Origin of the sequence: Nocardia vinacea, from assembly GCF_035920345.1 — a bacterium.
In the GTDB taxonomy this organism is placed as follows: Bacteria; Actinomycetota; Actinomycetes; order Mycobacteriales; family Mycobacteriaceae; genus Nocardia; species Nocardia vinacea_A.
The window spans coordinates 5,915,171-5,939,307 of record NZ_CP109149.1; the positions used below are offsets into that span (position 1 = coordinate 5,915,171).

The window sequence follows — 24,137 nt, forward strand, 5'->3', positions numbered from 1 at the left end:
CTACTCGATGACCACGATTCGCACGTCCTCGTCCGCGGCATCCGTCGACTCGTGCACGGTGACGAACCAGTGGGTGACCTCGCCGTCGGCCAGGTCGTCCGCGATGTCGTCCGCGCCGGGGAGCACCGAGAGTGCGCCTGCGGTTGCTGCGGCCAGGGATTCGAGGAAGGCGACTCGACCCGAGACCGCGGTGGTGAAGGTCGTCGACTCGTAATCGATCTCGTATTCCGAGCGGAACTGCTCGGCCTGTTCGAGGGCCTCGGTCTGACTGAAGGCGCGGGGGGCGCCGTCGGCTGCGAGGACTACGAAGGCCGGGTGCTCCTCAGCGAGCGGGCGGACCCGATCGGCGTAGGAGACCGGGTGCGATGGGGCGGCTGCCAATTCGGCCTGGACCGTCGGGTCGCTCGGGACCAGCCAGTTGATCGGGCCGTCGGTCGGTTCCAGCGTGATACCGAAACCTGCTCCGGCGGTGGTCATTTCGGCGGCGGACAGATCACCGGCGAAGAGGCAGGCGGCACCGGCCTTCTGGATGGCCCAGACCGCGACCGCCGCGTCCACCGAACGCGGCAGCGCCAGGGCCACCACATCGCCGGGTCCGGCACCGTGCGCGATGAGCACCCGGGCCAGTTGCGAGGAACGGCGATCCAGGACGTGGTAGGCGATTTCGTCGCCGTCCACCAGCAGCGCGGGCGCCTCCGGATCCGCCTCGACCACCTCGGCGAGCACCTTCGACACCGTGCGCGCACCGACCCGGCCCACCGGTTCCGGTGCGGCCGCCGTTGCCGCGATACCGGATTCGACGAGCAGGCGGGCCCGCTCACCGGCATCGAGGATATCGATATCGCCGACCAGTCCGGCGGGATCGCCGAGCAGTGCGTCCAGTACGCGGATCAGCCTGGTGGACAAGGTTTCCACCTCTTCGGCGGTGAACCGGCTGAGCAGGTACTCGAAGGTGAATTCGAGGGTGGACTCCGCGGTCACCTGCAGGGTGAGCGGGTAGTGCGTCGCGCTTTCCATACCGACACCGGTCACCGACATGCCGTCGATCGAACTCGCCGCGGCGATCGCCTCCCGATCGATCGGGTAGGACTCGAACACCAGCAGGGTGTCGAAGTGCGAGGCGATTCCGGCGGCCCGCTGGATATCGGACAGGCCGACGTAGTGGTGGTCGAGCAGGTCGGTCTGGTCGCGCTGCAACCGCTCGAGCTGATCGTCGATGGTCGCGCGGTCATCGATGCGCACCCGGACCGGGAGCGTATTGATGAACAGACCGACCATCGACTCCACACCGGTCAGCTCGGCGGGCCGACCCGACACGGTGGCGCCGAAGACCACATCGGCGCGGCCGGTGAGCCTGCCGAGCAGGATGCCCCAAGCCGCCTGCACCAGGGTGTTGACGGTAATGCCGAGTTCGGCGCAGTGCTTGGTCAGCTGACGGGTGCGGTCGGCGTCGATCTCGGTGACCAATTTTGCGGTCTCGTAGGTCTCGGCCGTCCGCGCCGGCGGCGCCAATTCGGTCGGTTCGGTCGCACCGTCGAAGGCATCGGCCCAGACCCGCAGCGACGCGTCCTGATCGCGAGTGGCGAGCCAGTCCAGGAAGTCGCGGTAGGAGGAGACCTGCGGCAGTGCCGACTGGTCGCCACGCGTCGCGTAGAGCACCAGCAGATCCCGCATCAACAGCGGCATCGACCAGCCGTCGATCAGCACGTGGTGCGTGGTGATCGCCAGCGTCCATTCCTCGGCCGCGGTGCGCAACAGCGTGTAGCGCACCAGCGGCGGGCTGGACATATCGAAGCGGTCCGCATGGTCGGCATCGATCCGGCGACGCAGTTCGTCGGCCCGCTCCGCCTCCGGCACATCGGTGAGATCCTCGATGCGCCAGGGCACTTCGATCCGATCGAGCACGACCTGCCGGACCTGACCGGTGGAATCGGTGACGAATGCGGTGCGCAGGTTCGGGTATCGATCCAGGATCGCCTGCGCGGCCGCGTGCAACCGCTCCACATCGACCGCTCCGGCCAGCTGCACCACGGCCTGCATGGTGTAGACGTCCACGGTGGCCGTGGTCATCAGCGCGTGGAAGAGCAGGCCGGACTGCAGCGGCGAGACCGGCCAGACATCGTCGAGGCCCGGGTAGGTCTGCTCCCACAGGTCGATATCGGCCTGGCCGACCTGCACCAGCGGCAGATCCGACGGCGTATGACCGCCGGCGTCCGGCCGCTGCGCGTGCTTCGCCAGCGCGGTCAGCGCGGCAACCCACAGCTCCGCCAACTCCTGTACCTGCTCCGGGGACAGCAGACCGACCGGGAACTCGAAGGTGGCCAGCAGCCGCGGACCATCGTCCTCGTCGCCGACGGTGACGGCGATATCGAGCGCACCGTTCGCGGGCATGGTGGCATCCCGCTCGGTCTTGATCGCCGCTTCCTGGTACCGGAAGCCGACCTGACCCGCCAGCGGGAGATTCAGCAGCCCGTGGCCGACGCCCTGATCGGGCACCGCGAGCAGTTGTTCCTTCACCGACTTGATGATCGAACCCGCGGCAGCGCCGCCGTCGAACGCGTCGGCCAGATCGATCCCGCTCAGCGCGAGACGGGCCGGGTAGACGGCGGTGAAAGCACCGACGGTGCGCGACAATTCGGCACCGCTGACCGCCGCCCGAGCGTCACCGTCGAGCCGGATCAGCACATCCGATCCGTGCTCTGCACCGCGCCAGCGCACCAGCGCCATGGCCAAGGCCGACAGCAGCCCGTCCGGCACGCCGCCGTGGAACCGCGCCGGAACCGTGGTGAGCAGGACCTCGGAGATCTCCGTCGGCACCTCGATGCGGACCCGTCGCGTCGTGGCGACGGTATCCAGCGCCGGATCGAAGGCGCGCGCGCCGAGCAGCGGATCGGGTGTGGCCGAAACCTTTTGCCAGAACGGCAGTTCGGCGGCGCGGCCGCTCGCCTGCTCGGTCAGGCCGTAGGCCCAACGCCGCAGCGAGGTACCGACCTCCGGCAGGGCGACCTGGTCGTCGGCGAGCAGATCGAGCAGATCGCCGGTCAGGATGCCGAGGGACTTCGGATCGGCCGCGAAGCCGTGCACCACGACGAGCATGAAGTTGCCGCCGTCGAGCCGGTCGGCGGTGCAGCGCACGAACTGCGCCATTACACCGTTGGCCGGATCGAGGCGATCCGCGGCGGCCGCGCGTTCGTTGTCGGCGAGCCGCATGAGCTCGTCATAGCCGTAGTCGTCGTCGAGGGCGGTATCGAATGCGACCTCTTGCACCAGCGCATCGATATCGATGGCACCGCGCTCGAGTGCTTCGAATTCCCAGACCTCGTCGACCTGGCGCAGACGAGTGCGCAGCGCATCGTGCCGATCGACCAGGGCGGCGATCGCCGCACGCAGCCGATCCCCGTCGAGGTCGCTCGGCAGTGCCACCGCCGCCTCGTAGGAGAAGCGCTGGTACGCCGTGCCGTTCGCCAGCACCGCGGCGATGCCGGGCGGCAGCGGGATCTCGCCGATCCCACCACCGGGCAGCTCCGCCATGGTCGCCTGCCGCAGATCTGCGGCCGAGGTCGCGATCGCGGCGAGTCCGGCGACGCTGCGCTGGTCGAAGACGTCGCGCACGGAGAACACCACGCCCTGTGCCTTCGCCCGCGATACCAGCTGGATCGACAGGATGCTGTTACCGCCGACTGCGAAGAAGTCGTCGTCCGCGCCGATCCGTTCGATACCGAGCACATCGGCGAACACACCGGCCACGATCTGCTCGACCGGGGAGACCGGCGCGCGGAAAGCGGCATGTTCGAAGGTGGGCTGCGGCAAGGCGTTTCGATCGAGCTTGCCATTCGCATTGAGCGGCAGGGTGTCCAGCGCCAGGAAGGCGCTCGGCACCATGTAGGAGGGCAGCTCCGCGGCCAGTGCAGACTGCACTGCACCCTTATCGAGCTCACCGGTGGTCGGGACCACATAGGCGACCAGGCGGTCACCGAGTGCCGGATCGGTATGCGCGAGCACCGCTGCCGAGGCGATCGAGGTCTGCCGCAGCAGGGCCGCCTCGATCTCGCCGAGTTCGATGCGGAAACCGCGGATCTTGACCTGGAAGTCGGTGCGGCCGCGATACTCCAGCTCACCAACGGCATTCCAGGCCACCAGGTCACCGGTACGGTACATCCGGGCGCCGGATTCGAACGGATCGGCCACGAACCGCTCCGCGGTCAGATCGACCCGGCCGAAGTAGCCACGCGCCAATTGCGCACCGGCCAGATACAACTCACCCGAAACACCCACCGGCACCGGGCGCAACCGCGAATCCAGCACGTAGACACGGCTGTTCCACTCCGGAGCACCGATCGACACCGAGACGGTGTCCGCATCGGTCACCTCGTGGTTGGTGATCGAGACCGCGGCCTCGGTCGGACCGTAGAGGTTGAACAGGCCGGCCGCATTCGACTCCCGGAACCGCTGCGCCGTCGCGGCGGGCAGCGCCTCACCGATGGCGAGCACCCGGCGCAACGACTCGGGCAGTTGTCCGTCCGATTCGATCAGCAGCGCATCCAGCATCGACGGCACCGCATGCAAGGTGGTGACGGCGGTATCGCGCATCAGCGTGTTGAGGTAGGACGGATCGCGATGTCCGTCGGCGGACGCGATGACCAGTCGGCCACCGGAAACCGCCGCCGACCAGAACTCCCACACCGAGAGGTCGAAGGTCGCGGCCGTCTTCAGCAGCACCGCATCCTCGGCGCCCAAGCCGAATTCGGCTGTCTTCCACAGCAACTGGTTGACGATCGCCGCATGCGGCACCGCGACACCCTTGGGGCGACCGGTCGAACCCGACGTGAAGATCACGTAGGCCGTATTCGCCGCGCGCAATGGCGCGATCCGCTCCGCGTCGGCGATCGGCGCGTCCGTGACGTCCGCGACTGCATCCATCCGGACGACGGCGGTCACCGAGGTCTGGAAATCGGTGTCGGCGTTGGTCACCACACACAGTGGCCGAGCGGTTTCGAGAATGTAGTCGGTCCGCTCACCCGTCTGATCCGGATCCAGCGGCACGTACGCGCCACCGGCCTGGGTCACCGCGTACATCGCGACCACCAGGTCCACCGAGCGGCGCAGCGCGAGCGCCACCCGCGCCTCCGGTCCGACGCCCAGCGAAATCAGGTGCCGCGCAAGCTGATTCACCCGGGAGCCGAGCTCGCCGTAGGTGACGGCGGTTTCGTCGTCGCCGACCAGCGCCACCGCGTCCGGTGTGGCGGCCACGGTCCGATCCAGCAGCGAGGCCAGCGTCGCGGAGGCATCCACCTGGTGCGCTGTCGCATTCCGGCCGGAGACCAGTTCGCGGCGTTCGTCCGCGGCCATGATCTCGAGATCGCCGACAGCCGAGCGCGGCGCCGCGATGATCTCCGCGAGCACACGTGCGAAGCGATCGGCGAAGCCACGGACGGTATCCGGATCGAACAGGTCGGTGGCGTAGGTGAAGTACCCACCCATACCCGACGGAGTGCCGTGCTCGTCGTAGCTGTCCGCCACGATCAGATGCAGATCGAACTGCGACAGCTGGGTGTCGATATCGAATCCGGCCACCGTGAGCCCGGGCAGTTCCAGCGTGGTCCGCGCCAGGTTCTGGAACGACAGACCCACCTGGAACAGCGGATGCCGAGCCTGCGAACGCACCGGGTTCAGCACCTCGACCAACCGCTCGAACGGCACATCCGCATGCGCGAACGCCTGGATATCCGTTTCGCGCTGGCGCCCGAGCAGATCCGTGAACGCCTCGCCGCGCTCCAACTGGGTACGGAACACCAAGGTGTTCACGAACATGCCGATCAGATCGTCGAGCACAGCCTCACCACGACCGGCCATCGGTGTGCCGATCGCGATGTCATCGGTTCCGGAGAGCCGCGAGAGCATTACCGCGAATGCGGTGTGCACCACCATGAACAGCGTCGCCCCCTCGGCCCTGGCCAGACCGACCAGCGCACGATGCGTTTCGGCATCGATACTCAGCTCGACCTTGCCGCCCGTGAAGGACTGCACGGCGGGACGCGGGCGATCCGATGGCAGATCCAGCTGATCCGGCACATCCGCCAATGCCGACTGCCAGTAGGCGATCTGCTTGGCCGCCAACGACTCCGGATCATCCTCGCTGCCGAGCAGTTCGCGCTGCCAGATCGAGTAGTCCGCGTACTGCACCGGCAGCGGCGCCCACGTGGGCGACTCGCCGACCGAGCGGGCCGCGTACGCCGTCATCAGATCCCGGGTCAGCGGGCCCATCGACGAACCGTCACCGGCGATGTGGTGCACCACGAGCACCAGCACGAACTCGTTCGGGGCAGGAGCGGAGCCTGCGGAGCGACCCGAGGACACAGCGGCGGGTGCGTCCGTCACCTGGAACAGCTCGATCCGCACCGGCACCTCGGCGGTGACGTCGAACGGCGCCGCCATCACCGCGATCACCGTGGATTCCAGCTCGGCGGCCGCGATCGGCCGCAGGTCCAGAGCCGGAACAGCCTGCGCCACCGGCAGAATCACCTGCGCCGGGGCGCCTGCGGTCTCCGGGTACACCGTCCGCAGAATCTCGTGCCTGCCGACCAGATCCGCCATGGCCGCCCGCAGCGCGTCGACATCCAGCGCACCGGTCAACCGGACCGCGATGGGCAGGTTGTAGGCCGCCGACTCGGTGTCGAAGCGGTTCAGGAACCACATCCGCTGCTGCGCCAGCGACAACGGCACCGGATCCGGCCGCGGACCGGCGACCAGCGGCCGCCGCTCGCCCACACCGGACAGCTGCTCCAGCTTCACCGCCAGGGCCGCCACGGTCGGCGCCTCGAACAGCGCGCGCACCGGCACCCGCCCACCGATCGCGGCGCTCAGGCGCCCGACCACCTGGGTGGCGACCAGCGAGTTGCCGCCGAGGGCGAAGAAGTCGTCGTCGGCGCCCACGCGCTCGATACCGAGCACATCGCTGAAGACGCCCGCCACGATCTCCTCCACCGGCGTTGCCGGGGAGCGGAATTCGCGAGTGGTGAAGGTCGGTTCGGGCAGGGCCTTGCGGTCGAGCTTGCCGCTGGAATTCAGCGGGAAGGCGTCGAGCACCACGACGGCCGCCGGAACCATATAGGCCGGAAGTACATCCGACACCTCGGCCAGCAGTGTCCGCTGGTCGATCGACTGCCCCGGCGCGGGAACCACGTAGGCGACCAACTGGTCGCCCAGCGCCGACGCGGCTACCAGCGCCACCGCCTGGCTCACCGCGGCATGGGCGAGCAGCGCCGTCTCGATCTCGCCGAGCTCGATCCGCTGTCCGCGGAACTTCACCTGGAAGTCGGTGCGCCCCAGATATTCGAGGCGATGATCCGCATCCGCCGGTTCGCGCCAGACCACCAGGTCGCCGGTGCGGTACATCCGCGCACCGGGCGCGAACGGGTTGGCCACGAAGCGATCCGAGGTCAGATCCGGCCGCGCGACGTAACCGCGGGCCAGCTGATCACCGGCCAGGTACAGCTCACCGGCCACCCCGGCAGGCACCGGCCGCAGCCGCGCATCCAGCACGAACACCTGGGTGTTCCACTGCGGCAAGCCGATCGGCACGGTGCGCACATCCGTGTCGCGCGCGGGCCAGTAGGTCACCGACACCGCGGCCTCCGTCGGCCCGTACAGGTTGTGCAGCACCGCATCCGAAACGGACCGCCACGCCGTCACCGTTTCCGGCGGCAGCGCCTCACCGATCACGAACACGTCCCGCAGCGTCGGCAGCGAGCCCGCTGCCAGCTGTGCGGCGAACACCGTCAGCATGGACGGCACGAAGTCGGTGACGGTAACCCCGTGCGCGGCAATCGCATCCGCCACGTAGGCCGGGTCGCGATGGCCGTCGTGGGTGGCGACCACCAGCTTCGCGCCCGCGCGCAGTGGCATGAAGTAGCCCCACAGCGACACATCGAACGTGGTGGCGGTCTTCTGCAGGTACACGTCGGCCGAGCCGAGCGGGTACTCCGCGAGCATCCACTCGATCTGATTGTTGATCGCCTCGTGCGATACCGCGACGCCCTTGGGACGCCCGGTCGAACCCGAGGTGAAGATGACGTAAGCCGGGTTGTCCCGGGTGACCGGGCGCAGCAGCTCACCGGGTTCGATCGGAGCGGAGGAGAACCCGTCCAGCTCCAGCGAATCCAGTTCGAGCACCGGGATGTCCGCGGGAACCGGCACCGCGTCGGCCGCGGTGGTGACCACGCACGCGGGCTGGGCGGTATCCAGAATGTGCGCGATCCGCTCCGCCGGATGATCCGGATCCAGCGGCACATACGCGCCACCGGCCGTCACGATCGCGTACATGCCGACAACCAGATCCAACGACCGCCGAACTGCGAGGCCGACCAGCGACTCGGCACCGACACCCTGCGAAATCAACAGGCGGGCAAGTCTGTTCACCCGTTCGTCGAATTCGCGGTAGGTAAGGGCGGCGCCTTCGAACACCACCGCGACGGCATCCGGATGCGCCGCTGCGGCGCGCCGGTACCCGTCGAGCAGCAGTTCGGGCTGCACCGGATGCGCGCTGGCATTCCAGCCATCCAGCATCCGTTCCCGCTCCACCGACGTGAGCAGCTCGAGATCGCCCACCGCCGCACGCGGCGCGGTGATGATCTCGCCGAGCAGCCTGGTGAACCGGTCCGCGAACCCTTCGACCGTGCTCCGGTCGAAGAGATCGGTGGCGTAGGTGAATACGCCGGCGATGCCCGCGGGAGCCCCGGACTCGTCGTACAGGTCGCTGAGAATCAGGTGCAGGTCGAACTGGGAGATGCGGGTATCGAACTCCACGCCGGAGACCGTGAGATCCGGCAATTCCAGGGTGGTCTGGGCCAGGTTCTGGAACGACAGACCCACCTGGAACAGCGGATGCCGCGCCTGCGAACGCACCGGGTTCAGCACCTCGACCAACCGCTCGAACGGCACATCGGCATTGGCGAACGCCTGGATGTCGGTTTTCCGCTGCCGTCCGAGCAGATCCGCGAACGGCTCGGCCGAATCCAGCCGGGTACGGAATACCAAGGTGTTGATGAACGTGCCGATCAGGTCGTTCAGCGCCGCCTCACCGCGGCCCGCCATCGGCGTACCGATCGCGATGTCGTCTGTGCCGGACAGCCGGGACAACAGGACGGCCAGCGCCGTGTGCACGATCATGAACAGCGTCGCACCCTCGGCCTGTGCCACGCCGCTGAGACCGCGGTGGGTATCGGCGTCGATGCGTACCTCGACGGTGCCACCCGCGAAGGACTGCACCGCGGGCCGCGGGCGATCCGCGGGCAGGTCCAGCTGCTCCGGCAGATCGGCCAGTGCGGTCCGCCAGTAGGCGACCTGCTTGGACATCAGCGATTCCGGATCGTCCTCGCTGCCGAGCAGTTCGCGCTGCCAGATGCTGTAATCCGCGTACTGGACCTCCAGTGGCGCCCAGTTGGGTGCGACACCCGCCGAGCGGGCCGCGTACGCCGTCATCAGATCCCGCGTCAGCGGTCCCATCGACGAGCCGTCACCGGCGATATGGTGCACGACCATCGCGATCACGTACTCGGGAGCCGAACTTTCGGTGTCGATCTCGAACAACCGCACCCGCACCGGCACCTCGGCGGTGACGTCGAACGGCGCCGAAATCAACTCGACCACAGCGGTTTCGACCTGATCCGGTGTGACCGTCCGGACGTCCAGCTCCGGAATCGCCTGTCCCACCGGCAGAATCAGCTGCACCGCACCCGACGCGGTCTCCGGGTAGATGGTGCGCAGGACCTCGTGCCTGCGCACCAGATCCGCGATCGCGGCGCGCAGTGCGGCCACATCGAGCGCGCCGGTCAGCCGCACCGCGATCGGGACGTTGTAGGCAGCGGACTGGGTGTCGAAGCGGTTGAGGAACCACATCCGCTGCTGCGCCAGCGACAGCGGAATATGTTCCGGCCGTGGACCGGCGACCAGCGCGTGCCGTCCGCGCCCGTCGGCGTGCTGTTCGACCCGGATGGCCAGTGCGCCGACGGTCGGCGCCTCGAACAGCAGTCGCACCGGGACGCGGGTGTTCAGCGCCGCGCCGAGGCGCGCCGCGACCTGCGTCGCGAGCAGCGAGTTGCCGCCCCACGCGAAGAAGTCGTCATCCAGGCCGAGCCGCTGCGCCTGCGCTCCGGAACCGAGGTGCAGCACCTCGGCGAAGGTATTCGCGACGATCTCCTCGATCGGGGTGACCGGCGCGCGGAAGACGGCCTTCTCGAAGGTGGGCTCCGGCAATGCCTTTCGATCCAGCTTGCCGTTCGCGTTCAACGGCAGCGCATCGAGGGTGAGGAAGACCGACGGCACCATGTAGGACGGCAGCTCGGCGGCCAACGCCGATTGCAGCCGCGTGTTGTCGAGCTCATCGACTTCGGGCACCACGTAAGCGACCAGCCGGTCGCCCAGATTCGGGTCGGTGTGTGCGAGCACCGCAGTGGCCGCAACCTCGGGCTGCCGCAGCAGGGCCGCCTCGATCTCACCGAGCTCGATCCGGAAACCGCGGATCTTCACCTGGAAGTCGGTGCGTCCGCGATACTCCAGCCCGCCCTCGCTGTTCCAGGCCACCAGGTCACCGGTGCGGTACATGCGCTCGCCGGTGCCGAACGGGTTGGCCACGAAGCGATCCGCGGTCAGCTCCACGCGTCCGAAGTAACCGCGCGCCAACTGCGCACCGGCCAAGTACAGCTCACCGGAGACACCGACCGGAACCGGACGCAGCCGCGAATCCAGCACGTACACCTGGCTGTTCCACTCCGGAGCACCGATCGGCACCGAAACGGTGTCGGCATCGGTGACGGTGTGCGCGGTGATCGACACCGCGGCCTCGGTGGGGCCGTACAGGTTGAACAGCTCGGCCGCGTTGTCACGCCGGAATCGCTGCGCGGTCGTCGCGGGCAGCGCCTCACCGATCGCCAGCACCCGCCGCAGCGACTGCGGCAGGCGGCGACCGGATTCGGTGAGCAGCGCGTCCAGCATCGACGGCACCACGTGCAGTGTCGTGACGCCGGTGGAGCGCATCAACTCGTTGAGGTAGGCGGGATCGCGGTGACCATCGGCATCGGCGATGACCAACCGGCCACCGCAGACGGCGGCCGACCAGAACTCCCAGACCGACAGGTCGAAGGTGGCCGCGGTCTTGAGCAGCACCGCGTCATCGGCGCCGAGGCCGAATTCGGCTGTCTTCCACAGCAACTGGTTGACGATCGCCGCATGCGGCACCGCCACGCCCTTCGGCTGGCCGGTCGAGCCCGACGTGAAGATCACGTACGCCGTATTCGCCGCGGCCAGCGGCCGCAACCGGTCGCCGTCGGTGATCGGACCGTCCGCAACGCCGGATAGATCCAGCTCGTCGAGCGACACCACCTCGGTCACGGCGCTGTGGAAATCATCGCGTCCGGTGGTCAGCACACAGACCGGTGCCGCGGTGGTCAGGATGTAGTCGGTGCGCTCGGCGGGCTGATCGGGATCGATCGGCACATACGCCGCACCGGACTTCGCCACCGCGTACATCGCGACCACGAGATCCACCGAGCGCCGAATGGCCAGCGCCACCCGGTCCTCCGTACCGACACCGAGCGTGATCAGGTGACGCGCCAGGCGGTTGGCCCGGCCGTCCAACTCGGCGTAGGTGAGCGTCGCGTCCTCGGCCACCAGCGCCACCGCATCCGGGCTCGCCGCCACCGTGCCGTCCAGCAGCGACACCAGCGTGGTCGAGGCGTCGATGTCGAGCGAATGCGCGGTGTCGTTCCAGGCGTGCAGAATTCGCGTGTTCTCGGCGGGCGAGAGCAGATCGATCTCGCCGACCCGCACGTCGGCGTCGGCCAGCACGGCATCGAGCACCAATACGAAGCGGTCGGCGAAACCCTGCACCGTCGCCTCGTCGAACAGATCGATGGCGTAACCGAATTCGGCGACGATCTGGGCGGGCGTACCGTCCTCGGCGTAGCGGTCGTACAGCGTGACGTGCAGATCGGTCTTGGCCAGCTGCGAATCGAAGTTCACCGCACTGACCGACAGGCCGGGCAGCGTGAAGGTGGTCTCGGCCAGGTTCTGGAACGAGAGTCCGACCTGGAACAGCGGATTGCGCGCCGTCGAACGCTCCGGGTTGAGCACCTCGACCAGCCGCTCGAACGGCACATCGGCGTTCGCGAATGCCTCCAGGTCCCGGTCGCGCACATCGGCGAGCAGGTCGGCGAAGGTGTCACCGGGCTCGATGATGGTCCGGAACACCAAGGTGTTGACGAACATACCGATCAGATCGTCGAGTTCGCGTTCACCGCGCCCCGCGATCGGGGTACCGACCGCGATGTCGTCGGTACCCGAGAGCCGCGAGAGCAGTACGGCCAGCGCCGCGTGCACGACCATGAACAGCGAGGCGTGCTTGGCCCGCGCCAGCTCGTGCAGCTTGGCGTGCTTGTCCGGTGCGATCTCGAAGCGAATCGCCTTGCCCTGGAACGACTGCGCGCGCGGGCGCGGCCGGTCTGCGGGCAGCTCCAGCTGATCGGGCATACCCGCGAGCGCGGACTGCCAGTAGGCGACCTGCTGCGCCGCGAGCGATTCCGGATCCTCCTCGGAGCCGAGTACCGTACGCTGCCACAGCGCGTAGTCGGCGTACTGCACCGGCAGCGGCTGCCACTGCGGGATCTCACCCTGCGCCCGTGCCACATACGCCGCCATGACGTCGCGGGCCAGCGGACCCATCGACGAACCGTCGGCAGCGACATGGTGCACCGTGAACGCCAGCACGTGTTCCTGTTCGGCGAGCCGGAACAGCCCCACCTTCAGCGGCACCTGCACGGTGACATCGAAGGTGGTGAGCGCGAATTCGATCACCGCGCCGACCAGGTCCGATTCCGAGATATCGATGACGGTCAGCTCCGGCACGGCCTGGTCGGCGGGCAGGATCACCTGGTGCGGGCCACTGGCCGAACTCGGGTAGGTGGTCCGCAGCACCTCGTGCCGGGCGAACACATCGCCGAGCGCCTTTTCCAGCGCCCGCACATCCAGCGCACCGGACAACCGCACCGCGAGCGGGATGTTGTCCACGGCCGAGGTGGTGGTATCGAACTGGTTGAGGAACCAGTACCGCTGCTGCGCGGGCGAGAGCGGCACCCGGGCCGGGCGCTCCCCCGCGACCAGCCGCGGCCGGGTGCGGCCGGATCCGGCATTGTGTTCGGCCTTGGCCGCCAGCGCGGCGACCGTCGATGCCTCGAACAGATCGCGGACCGCGAGCTGGGTATCCAGCGCCGCGCCGATGCGCGCGGTCACCTGGGTGGCCAGCAGCGAGTTGCCGCCGAGTTCGAAGAAGTCGTCGTCCAGGCCGACCCGTGCGACGCCGAGCACATCGCTGAATACGCCCGCCACGATCTCCTCGATCGGGGTGGACGGTGCGCGGAACACCTTCGCCTCGAATACCGGCGCGGGCAGCGCCTTGCGATCCAGCTTGCCGGAAGCGTTGAGCGGGAACGCATCCAGTACGACGAAGGCGGTCGGCACCATGTACGCGGGCAGATCACCCGCGAGTTCGGCGCGCACCTGGTCGATATCGATCGAACGATCCGCCGCCGCGATCACATACGCGACCAGCTGATCACCGAGACGGTCGTCGGAGCGAACCACCACGGCCGCCTGCGCGATCGTCCCCAACGCGGTGAGCGCAGATTCGATCTCGCCGAGTTCGATGCGCAGACCGCGCAGCTTCACCTGGAAGTCGGTGCGGCCCAGGTATTCCAGCTCACCGTTCGCGGTCCAGGTGACGAGGTCACCAGTGCGATACATGCGCGCGCCGGTGCCGAACGGGTTGGCCACGAAGCGATCCGCGGTCAGATCCGGACGCGCCACATAACCGCGCGCCAACTGTTCGCCCGCGAGGTACAGCTCACCGGCGACACCGACCGGAACCGGGTGCAGTCGCGAATCCAGCACGTACACCTGGGTGTTGAATACCGGCGCACCGATCGGCACCGACACCGTATCGGCATCGGTGACCTCGTGATAGGTGACGTCGACCGCGGCCTCGGTCGGGCCGTACAGGTTGTGCAGCCAGACACCGGTCAGCTCGCGCAAGCGCTGTGCGGTCACCGCGGGCAGCGCCTCACCGGAGGCGAAGACATTGCGCAGGTCGAAGCATTCGCCCGCGCGGTCGTCGGCCACGAAGACCGACAGCATGGACGGCACGAAGTGCACCGTGGTGACCTGCTCGTCGGCGATGGTCCGCACCAGGTACGCCGGATCGCGATGGCCGTCCGGCTTCGCGATGACCAGGCGCGCGCCGACCTGCAGCGGCCACCAGAATTCCCATACCGACACGTCGAAGGTGGCGGGCGTCTTCTGCAGGACCACATCGCCGCGGTCCAGCCCGTATTCGGCCTGCATCCAGACCAGGCGGTTGACGATCGCGGCATGGCTGACGGCCACACCCTTCGGACGACCGGTCGAACCCGAGGTGAAGATCACGTACGCGGTATTCGAAGGCCGCAGCGGCGCAAGGCGTTCCGCATCGATCAGCGGTTCGTCGGAGAATGCCGAGAGATCCAGTGCCTCGATCTCGAGCGTCGGCGTCGATGCCGCGTCGAACTCGTCCGCGGCGGTGGTCAGCACGCAGACCGGCTGCGCGGTGTCGAGCACATACCGGGTGCGGTCGGCCGGATGATCCGGATCCAGCGGCACATACGCGCCACCGGCCACGCTCACCGCGTACATGCCGATCACCAGCTCGAAGGATCGGCGCATGCCGAGCGCGACCATCGAATCGGGTCCGACACCCAGCGAAACCAGGTACCGGGCAAGGCGATTCACCCGGGAGGTGAATTCACCGTAGGACAGACTTGTCCCCTCGAACGTCAGCGCGATCGACTTCGGGCTCCGGACCGCCTGCTCCTCGAACATCGAGACCAGGGTGGCCTGGGCATCGACGACATACGCCGTCTCGTTCCACTTTTCGAGCACCAAGGTGTGCTCGGCGGCATCGAGCAGATCGACGTCACCGACCGCGACGGCCGGATCCGCGACCACCGCATGCAGCAGGCGGACGAGCCGCTGTGCGACACCGGCGATCGTCTTCGCGTCGAACATATCCGTCGCGTAAGCGAATTCGGCGGTCATGCCGTCCGCACTACCGGCCGCGTCGAGCCGGTCGGCGAGGTTCAGGTGCAGATCGAACTTCGCGGTCACCACGTCGAGCGGCACACCGGCCACCTCGAGACCGGGCAGTTCGAACGATGCCTCACCGGTGTTCTGGAACGACAGCATCACCTGGAACAGCGGATGCCGCGCCTGTGAACGGGCCGGGTTGAGGATGTCGACCAGCCGCTCGAACGGCAGGTCGGCGTGGCCGAAGGCGGCCAGATCGGTTTCCCGTGCCCGCGCGACCAAGTCGGCGAAGGACGCACCGGAATCGACCGGCGTGCGCAGCACGAGCGTATTGACGAACATGCCGATCGCGTCGTCGAGCACGGCCTCACCGCGACCCGCGACGGCGGTGCCGATGGCGATATCGTCGCTGCCGGACAAACGGGACAATAGGGCAGCAAACGCCGCGTGCACCACCATGAACAGGCTCGCGCCGTTCGCGCGGGCCAGTGCGTTGAGCTCGGTCAGCAACTGCGCGTCGATGCCGAATTCGTAGACGTCACCGCGGTTGGACGCGACGGCCGGCCGCGAACGATCCGACGGCAGGTCCAGCTGATCGGGCAGACCGGCCAGATTCCGCGACCAGTACGCGACCTGCTGGGCGATCAGCGATTCCGGATCGTCCTCGGAGCCGAGGGTGTCGCGCTGCCAGAGCGCGAAGTCGGCGTACTGCACCGCCAGCGGCGCCCAGGCGGGCGATTCGCCGCGGGTGCGGGCCGCGTAGGCGACCATCACATCGCGGGCCAGCGGACGCACCGACCAGCCGTCACCGGAGATGTGGTGCACCACGAAGACCAGCACGTGGGTATCGGGCAGCGAGCCGTCCATCGGCGCCCCGAGCCGGAACAGCTTGGCCCGCACCGGAACTTCGGCAGTGACGTCGAAGCCGGTCAGCACCAGTTCGCTGATCCGATCGCGAATATCGGTCTCGGACACCACGACCGGGGTCAGGTCGAGGTGGACCTGACCGGTGGGCAGCACGACCTGTACACCCTGACCGTCGGCGGTCTCCGGGTAGACGGTGCGCAGCACCTCGTGCCGGTCCATCACATCGGCGACGGCCATGCGCAGCGCATCGGTGTCGAGTGCGCCGGTGAGCCGGACCGCCAGCGGGATGTTGTTGACGGCGGTCTGGTTGTCGAAGCGGTTGAGGAACCACATCCGCTGCTGGGCCAGCGAGAGCGGAATCTGTTCCGGCCGCGGTCCGGCCGTCAGTTCCCGACGCCCGCCGGTGCCCTGCTGCCCCTCCATCCGCGCGGCGAGCGCGGCGACATTCGGCGCCTCGAACAGCAGCCGCACCGGAACGCGGGTGTCGAGTGCGGCGCCCAGGCGAGCGACCACCTGGGTGGCGATCAGCGAGTTGCCGCCGAGGTCGAAGAAGTCGTCGTCGAGACCGACCGGACGCGCGCCGTCCGCGGTCGACAGACCGAGTACCTCGGCGAAGGTGTCGGCCACGATCTCTTCGATCGGGGTCGACGGTGCGCGGAATTCCTTGGCTTCGAAGGCGGGTTCGGGCAGTGCGCGGCGGTCGAGCTTGCCGTTGGGGTTCAGCGGCATGGCGTCGAGCACCATGAGCGCCGCGGGGACCATGTACGACGGCAGTTGTGCGGTCAGGTGGGTGCGCAGCGCGTCGAGGTCGACGGTGGCGCCGTTCGCGGGTACCACGTAGCCGACCAGCTGATCGCCGGTCCTGGCGTCCGAACGCACCAGTGCCACGGCCTGTGCCACCGAATCGTGTGCGGTGAGTGCGGTTTCGATCTCACCGAGCTCGATGCGCAGACCGCGCAGCTTCACCTGGAAGTCGGTACGGCCGAGGTAGACGATCGAACCGTCGGCGGCCCGGGTCACCAGGTCACCGGTGCGGTACATGCGAGCGCCCGGTGCGCCGAACGGGTTGGCCACGAAGCGATCCGCGGTCAGATCGGTACGCCCGAAGTAGCCGCGCGCCAACTGCGCACCGGCCAGGTACAACTCACCCGCGACACCCGGCGCCACCGGGTGCAGACGCGAATCCAGCACGTACGCCTGCGCATTCCAGACCGGCAGGCCGATCGGCACCGCGCCTTCGACCCGCTCGGCCACCGGGCCGTGGGTCGCGTGGACGGTGAATTCGGTCGGGCCGTACAGGTTGTAGAGCTCGGCCGAGCTGACCCGGCGGATGGCGGTCGCGGCATCGGCGGTGAATGCCTCACCGGCGATGAGGAGTGCGCGCAGCGATACCAGTGCCTCGCTGCCGACAGCCGCGTCGACGCTGCTCGCGAAGACGCTCAGCATCGAGGGCACGAACGAGGTCATGGTGACCCGCTCGGCCGCGATCACATCGGCCAGGTACTGCGGGTCACGATGGCCGTCCGGGCCGGCCACGACGATCCGGCCGCCGGTGCTCAGCGGGCCGAACAGCTCCCACACCGACACGTCGAACGTGGCAGGGGTCTTGAACAACACGACGTCATCGGCACCGATGCCGTATTCACCGGTGATCCAACGGATCTGGTTGACGACGGCCGCATGCGACACCGCCACACCCTTCGGCCGCCCCGTCGAACCGGAGGTGAAGATGACGTACGCGGGGTTGCTCGGCCGCAGCGGCGCAATCCGCTCCGCATCGGTGACCGGCTCGTCCGAGTACTCGGACAGATCCAGGTCATCGATGACGATTGTGGGCAGACCGGTGCCGTCGAAGTCGTCACGCGAGGTGGTCAGTACACACACCGGCGCGGCCGAATCGAGCACGTAGCCGATCCGCTCCGCGGGCTGATCGAGGTCCAGCGGCACATAACCACCACCGGCCTCCTGCACGGCGTACGCCGCGACCACGAGGTCGACGGAGCGCCGAAGACCGAGGGCCACCAGGCTCTCCGGGCCGACACCATCCGCGATGAGGCGACGCGCCAAGCGGTGCACGCGGGCACCGAATTCGGCATAGGTCAACGACGCACCCGTCGCCGGGTCCACGATCGCGACCGCATCCGGTGTCGCCGCTGCCTGCCCGGCGAATTCTTCGACCAGCGTGCCGACCGCACCGAGGTCGCGCTCGGTGTCGTTCCAGCCGCGCAGCGCCAGTTCGGCTTCGGACGCATCGAGCAGGTCGATATCGCCGATGGCCCGATCCGGTTCGACCGCGACGGCTTGCAGCAGTCGGTTGAACCGCTGTCCGAACGCCGCCATGGTGTCGGCGTCGAAAAGGTCGGTGGCGTAGATCAATTCGGCCGCGATACCCGAAGGTGCGACCGTGGTGGCACCGGCACCGTTCGAATTGCTGATGGGAGTCGCGGTCTGCTCCGAAAGCACCAGCTGCATATCGAATTTGGCCACATCGATCGGCAGTTCGACACCGCTGACCGTGAGTCCGGGCAGTTCCAGGCTGTTCTGGCCGGTGTTCTGGAACGACAGCATCACCTGGAACAGCGGATGGCGCGCCTGCGAACGGGCCGGATTCAGGATCTCCACCAGCCGCTCGAACGGCAGGTCGGCGTGTCCGAAGGCGCCGATATCGATGGCGCGCACGGTGCGCAGCAACTCGGTGAAGGTGGCCTCGCCGTCGATCGGAGTCCGCAGCACCAGGGTGTTGACGAACATGCCGATCAGATCGTCGAGCGCACGCTCACCACGTCCGGCGATCGGCGTACCGATCGCGATGTCTTCCTCGCCGGACAGCCGCGACAACAACACGGCCAGCGCGGTGTGCGCGACCATGAACAGCGTCGTACCCCTGGTGCGCGCGAGTTCGGTGAGCTTGCCGTGGGTTTCGGCATCGATCTCGAAGATGTGCGTCGCACCGCGACCCGATGCCACCGCCGGCCGCGGCCGGTCGGTGGGCAGGTCGAGCTGTTCGGGCAGGCCGCGCAGGGTCTTGGACCAGAACTCGATCTGCGCCGAGATCACCGATTCCGGATCGGATTCGGCGCCGAGCACCGCGCGCTGCCACAGCGCGAAGTCGGCGTACTGCACCTCGAGCGGCCGCCAGGAGGGCTCGCCACCCTCGACGCGCGCGGCATAGGCCGTCATCACGTCGCGGGTGAGCGGGCCCATCGAGAAGCCGTCGGCCGAAATGTGGTGCACCACCAGGGCGAGCACATGTTCAGTCGGGCTGATCTCGAACAGCTTGGCCCGGAACGGAACTTCGGCGGTGACGTCGAAGCCGGTCAGGATGACCTCCGCAACACGCTGCGGCAGTTCGGCCTCGGTGACGTCGATGGGCGTCAGATCCGGGATCACCCGGGCGGTGGAGACGGTCTGCTGGTAGGCGGTGCCGTCGTATTCCGGGTAGAAGGTGCGCAGCGATTCGTGGCGGGCCAGCACATCGGCGACCGCGATCTGCAGTGCCTGCCGGTCGAGCAGACCCGACAGCCGCACCGCGGCCGGGATATTGTCCACGGCCGATTCCGGATCGAAGCGGTTGAGGAACCACATGCGCTGCTGTGCCAGCGACAGCGGCACCCGCTCGGGACGCTGCTGCGGCACCAGGGCCGTCCGGCCACCGGCACCGGCCCGGGACTCCGCGCGGGCCGCGAGCGCGGCCACCGAGGACGCCTCGAACAGTTCGCGGACACCGAGATCGGTATCCAGTGCGGCCGAGAGCCGGGCGGCGACCTGGGTGGCGCTCAGCGAGTTGCCGCCGAGTGCGAAGAAGTCGTCGTCGAGTCCGACGCGTTCCAGGCCGAGCACATCGGCGTAGGTGGCCGCGATGATCTCCTCGACCGGCGTGGTCGGCGCGCGGAATACCGCGGCCTCGAACACCGGCGCGGGCAGTGCCTTTCGATCCAGCTTGCCGGAGGCGTTGAGCGGGAAGGCGTCGAGCACGATGACCACCGACGGGACCATGTACGCGGGCAACTGCCGCGCCAGATCCTCGCGCACCGTCTCGATGTCCAGCCGCAGGTTCGGCGTCGCGATGACATACGCGACGAGCTGGTCGCCGGTGTGCTGGTCGCCGCGCACCACGACGACGGCCTGGGCGATCTCGTCCAGCGCGGTGAGCGCCTGCTCGATCTCGCCGAGCTCGATGCGCAGACCGCGCAGCTTCACCTGGAAGTCGGTGCGGCCCAGGTAATCCAGCTCACCGTCGGCCGTCCAGGCCACCAGGTCGCCGGTGCGGTACATGCGCGCGCCATCGACGGCGAACGGGTTCGCGACGAACCGATCGCTGGTCAGATCCGGACGTGCGACATAGCCGCGCGCCAACTGGGTGCCCGCCAGATACAGCTCACCCGCAACACCCACCGGAACCGGGCGCAGCCGCGAATCGAGCACGTAGACCTGGGTATTGAAGACCGGCGCACCGATCGGCACGGTGTCGGTATCGGTCGCGACCACCTCGTGGAAGGTGACGTCGACGGCGGCCTCGGTCGGGCCGTACAGGTTGTGCAGCGCCGCACCGGTCAGCTCGCGCAGGCGATGCGCGGGCTTGGGCGGCAGCGCTTCACCGGAGGCGAATACCAGTCGCAGCGAATCACACCGCGCCGCGGCGGCATCGGCCACGAAGACCGACAGCATGGACGGCACGAAGTGGGTGACGGTGACCCGCTCCGCGGTAATGATCTCGGCGAGGTAGGCCGGATCGCGGTGCCCGTCCGGCTTCGCGATGACCAGCCGTGCACCGATCTGCAACGGCCAGAAGAACTCCCACACCGAAACGTCGAAGGTGGCGGGTGTCTTCTGCAGTACGGCATCGGCGCCGGTCAGCCCGTAGGCCGACTGCATCCACACCAGGCGGTTCACGATCGCGGCATGGCTGACCGCCACACCCTTCGGACGGCCGGTCGAACCCGAGGTGAAGATCACGTACGCGGTATTCGACGGGCGCAGCGGCGCACGCCGTTCCGCCTCGGTCACCGGCTCGTCCGACAACCCGAACAGGTCGAGCAGATCTATGCGCACCTGGGCGGTATCGATCTTCAGATCGTCACCGGAGGTCAGCACGCAGACCGGATCGGCCGTGGCGAGAATGTATTCCGTGCGCTCGGCCGGATGATCCGGATCAAGCGGCACATACGCGCCACCGGCCACGGCCACCGCGTACATGCCGACCACCAGATCGATGGAGCGCCGCATACCGAGGGCCACATACGATTCCGGGCCGACACCGCGTTCGATGAGCCAGCGCGCCAGGCCGTAGACCCGGGCGCCGAACTCGGCGTAGGTCAGACTGGTCCCCTCGAACGTCAGCGCGGTCGCGTCCGGTGTCGCGGCGAGCTGGGCCTCGAACATCGAGACCAACGTGGACCCGTGCGCGGAGCCTGCGGAGCGAGCCGACAACACAGCGTCTACGTCGTGTGCGGTGTCGTTCCAATCGGACACCACGAGCTCACGCTCGGCGGTATCGAGCAGTTCGATATCGCCTACCGCTGCAGCGGGTTCGGTAGTGATCGTGGTGAGCACCCGCACCAGGCGGTCGGCGATGCGGCGCACGGTCTGCTCGTCGAAAAGGTCGCGCAGGTAACCCGCGCGAACCCGCAGCTGGGAGTCCAGCTGCGCGATCAGGGTCAGCGGATAGTGCGTGGCATCGGCGGCCTGCATATCGACCACAGCCATGCCATCGATATCGGCGGCCTGCGCCCGGATGCCCTCGGCGTCGACCGGGTAGGACTCGAAGACCACCAGCGTGTCGAACAGCCCGCCGATACCGGCGGCGGACTGGATATCGGCCAGGCCGACGTAGTGGTGATCGAGCAGATCCGCCTGCTCGCCCTGGGTCCGGGTGAGCAACTGCTCCACCGATTCCGACGGATCGAAGCGCACCCGCACCGGGACGGTGTTGATGAACAGGCCGACCATCGATTCGACGCCGGACAGCTGTGCCGGACGGCCGGACACGGTGGTGCCGAACAGGACATCGTCACGGCTGGTCATCCGGCCGATCAGGATGCCCCAGGCAACCTGCAGCACGGTATTCGGCGTGACGCCGAGCGAGGCGGCCAGTGCGGTGAGTCGCGCGGTCGCCTGCTCGTCCAGCTCGAAGAAGTATTCGCTGGACAGCGAGGTGATTTCGCGGCTCGCATCCGGGCGCGAGAGCAGCGTCGGTTCGCTGACACCGCGCAGTGCGGCGGTCCACGCGGCCACCGACGCCGCATGATCCTGCTGCCTGGTCCATTCCAGGAAGTGCCGGTAGGAGCGCACCGCGGGCAGCACATTGGCATCGGCGTGCGCCGCGTAGAGCACCAGCAGATCCCGCATGAGCAGCGGCATGGACCAGCCGTCGAGCAGGATGTGGTGGTTGGAAACCACGAACTGCCAACTGCCTGTGTCCGATTGGCGGCGGCCGCGGGTCCCTCCGTGGTCGCGCTCCGCCACCGCCTCCGGGCCCGTCGCGGCCGCCGCGGAAGCAGTTTGGATCAGTGTGAAGCGGATCAGCGGCGGCGCGGTCAGATCGAAGCGCTGGGTGCGGTCGGCGGCGATGAGATCGGCGGCGTCGCCGGATTCGATCCGGTCGTGCTCGGCCCAGGCGACGCGGGCGCTGTCGAGGACGACCTGCACCGGGTTGCCGTCGTTATCGGTGACGAAGGCGGTGCGCAGGTTCTCGTAGCGATCCACCAGAGCCTGTGCGGCCGAACGCAATCGGGTCGGATCCACCCGGCCGGTGAGCGTCACTACGGCCTGCGCGGTGTAGACGTCCACCGAGGTGGCGGCCAGGCGCGCGTGGAACAGCAGACCCGCCTGCAGCGCGGACAGCGGCCAGATATCGGCCAGTGCCGGGAAGCGCTGCTCCCAGTTGTCGATATCGCGCTGGGTCGAGCGCACCAGGGCGAAGTCGGACGGTGTGTGCCCGCCCGCGCCGTTCGAATTGGCATGCCGGGCAACCGCTTCCAGTGCGGTAGTCCACAGTTCGCCGAATTCGCGGACCTGCGCGGCATCGAGCAGGGTGCTCGGGTAGCCGATATTCGCGGTCAGCTTGTCGCCGACCACGATGGCATTGATATCCAGCGGCGCCATCGCGGGCATATCCGCGTCGTAGGCACCACCGAGCGCACCGAGTTCGGCGGCCGGGATCCAGCCGAAGCCGCGCAGCGCCTCGGGCACATCGCCCTCGGAGACGCGGCCCAGGTAGTTGAAGCTCACCTGTCCCGGCTGTTCGACAGGCAGGTCCGTCGCGGTGGCCGCATTCATGTAGCGGAGCAGGCCGTAGCCGATGCCCTTGTCCGGCACCGCGAGCAGCTGCTCCTTGACCGCCTTGACGGCCTTGCCGAGCGCGGGGCCGCCGGTCAGTGCGGCATCGATATCGACGCCGGAAAGGTCGAAGCGGACCGGGAAGATCGCGGTGAACCAGCCGACGGTGCGCGAGAGATCCGCGCCGGGCACGATGCCCTCTTCACGGCCGTGGCCCTCCAGGCGGATCAGCAGCGCATCGTCGGTGCGAGCGGTGGTGCGGCCAGCGCGCCACTTCGCGGTCGCCAGGGCGAGCGCGGTGAGCAGACCGTCGTTGACGCCGCCGTGGAACAGCGCGGGCACGGTGGTCAACAGCGCCTTGGTGACCTCCGCCGACACCTCGACCTGCAGCTTCTCGATGGCGCCCGAGGTATCCACGGCCGGGTCCAGTGCACGCTCGGTCAGCAACGGATCCGCCGTGCCGACCACCGAGCGCCAGTAGTCGAGTTCGGCCACCCGCTCGGCACTTTCGGCCTCGCGCCGCAGCGCGTCCGCCCAGGCCCGCATCGAGGTCGCGGGCGCGACGAGCTGTGGTTCCTGGCCCGCGGTGAGCTGGCCCCAGGCGGCGACGAAGTCCGGCACCAGAATGCGCCAGGACACACCGTCCACCACGAGGTGATGCGCGGCCACGATCAGGCGGCCGCCGCGGCTGCCGTCCGACGGTTCCAGCCAGACGAACCGAACCACCACGCCGGCAGCCGGATCGAGTCGATCCAGTGCGGCATCCAATGCGGCGGAAGCGATTTCGAACAGTGCGGCGTCGTCGATACCGGCATCGAATTCGGTGCGATCGATCAGCGCGTCCACGTCGATGCTGCCCGGCTCGACGGTTTCGAGGGTCCAGT

Annotated in this window: 1 protein-coding gene (cut by a window edge); it reads right to left on the minus strand. The window is 68.2% G+C overall.

The window, feature by feature from the left end; translation table 11 throughout:
- Positions 1 to 24,137: the 3' portion of a non-ribosomal peptide synthase/polyketide synthase gene (locus tag OIE68_RS27165; protein ID WP_419150807.1), read on the minus strand. 19,759 nt of this gene lie beyond the right edge of the window; the window shows 24,137 of its 43,896 coding nt (coding positions 19,760–43,896); the start codon falls outside the window, past its right edge; the stop codon is at positions 1 to 3.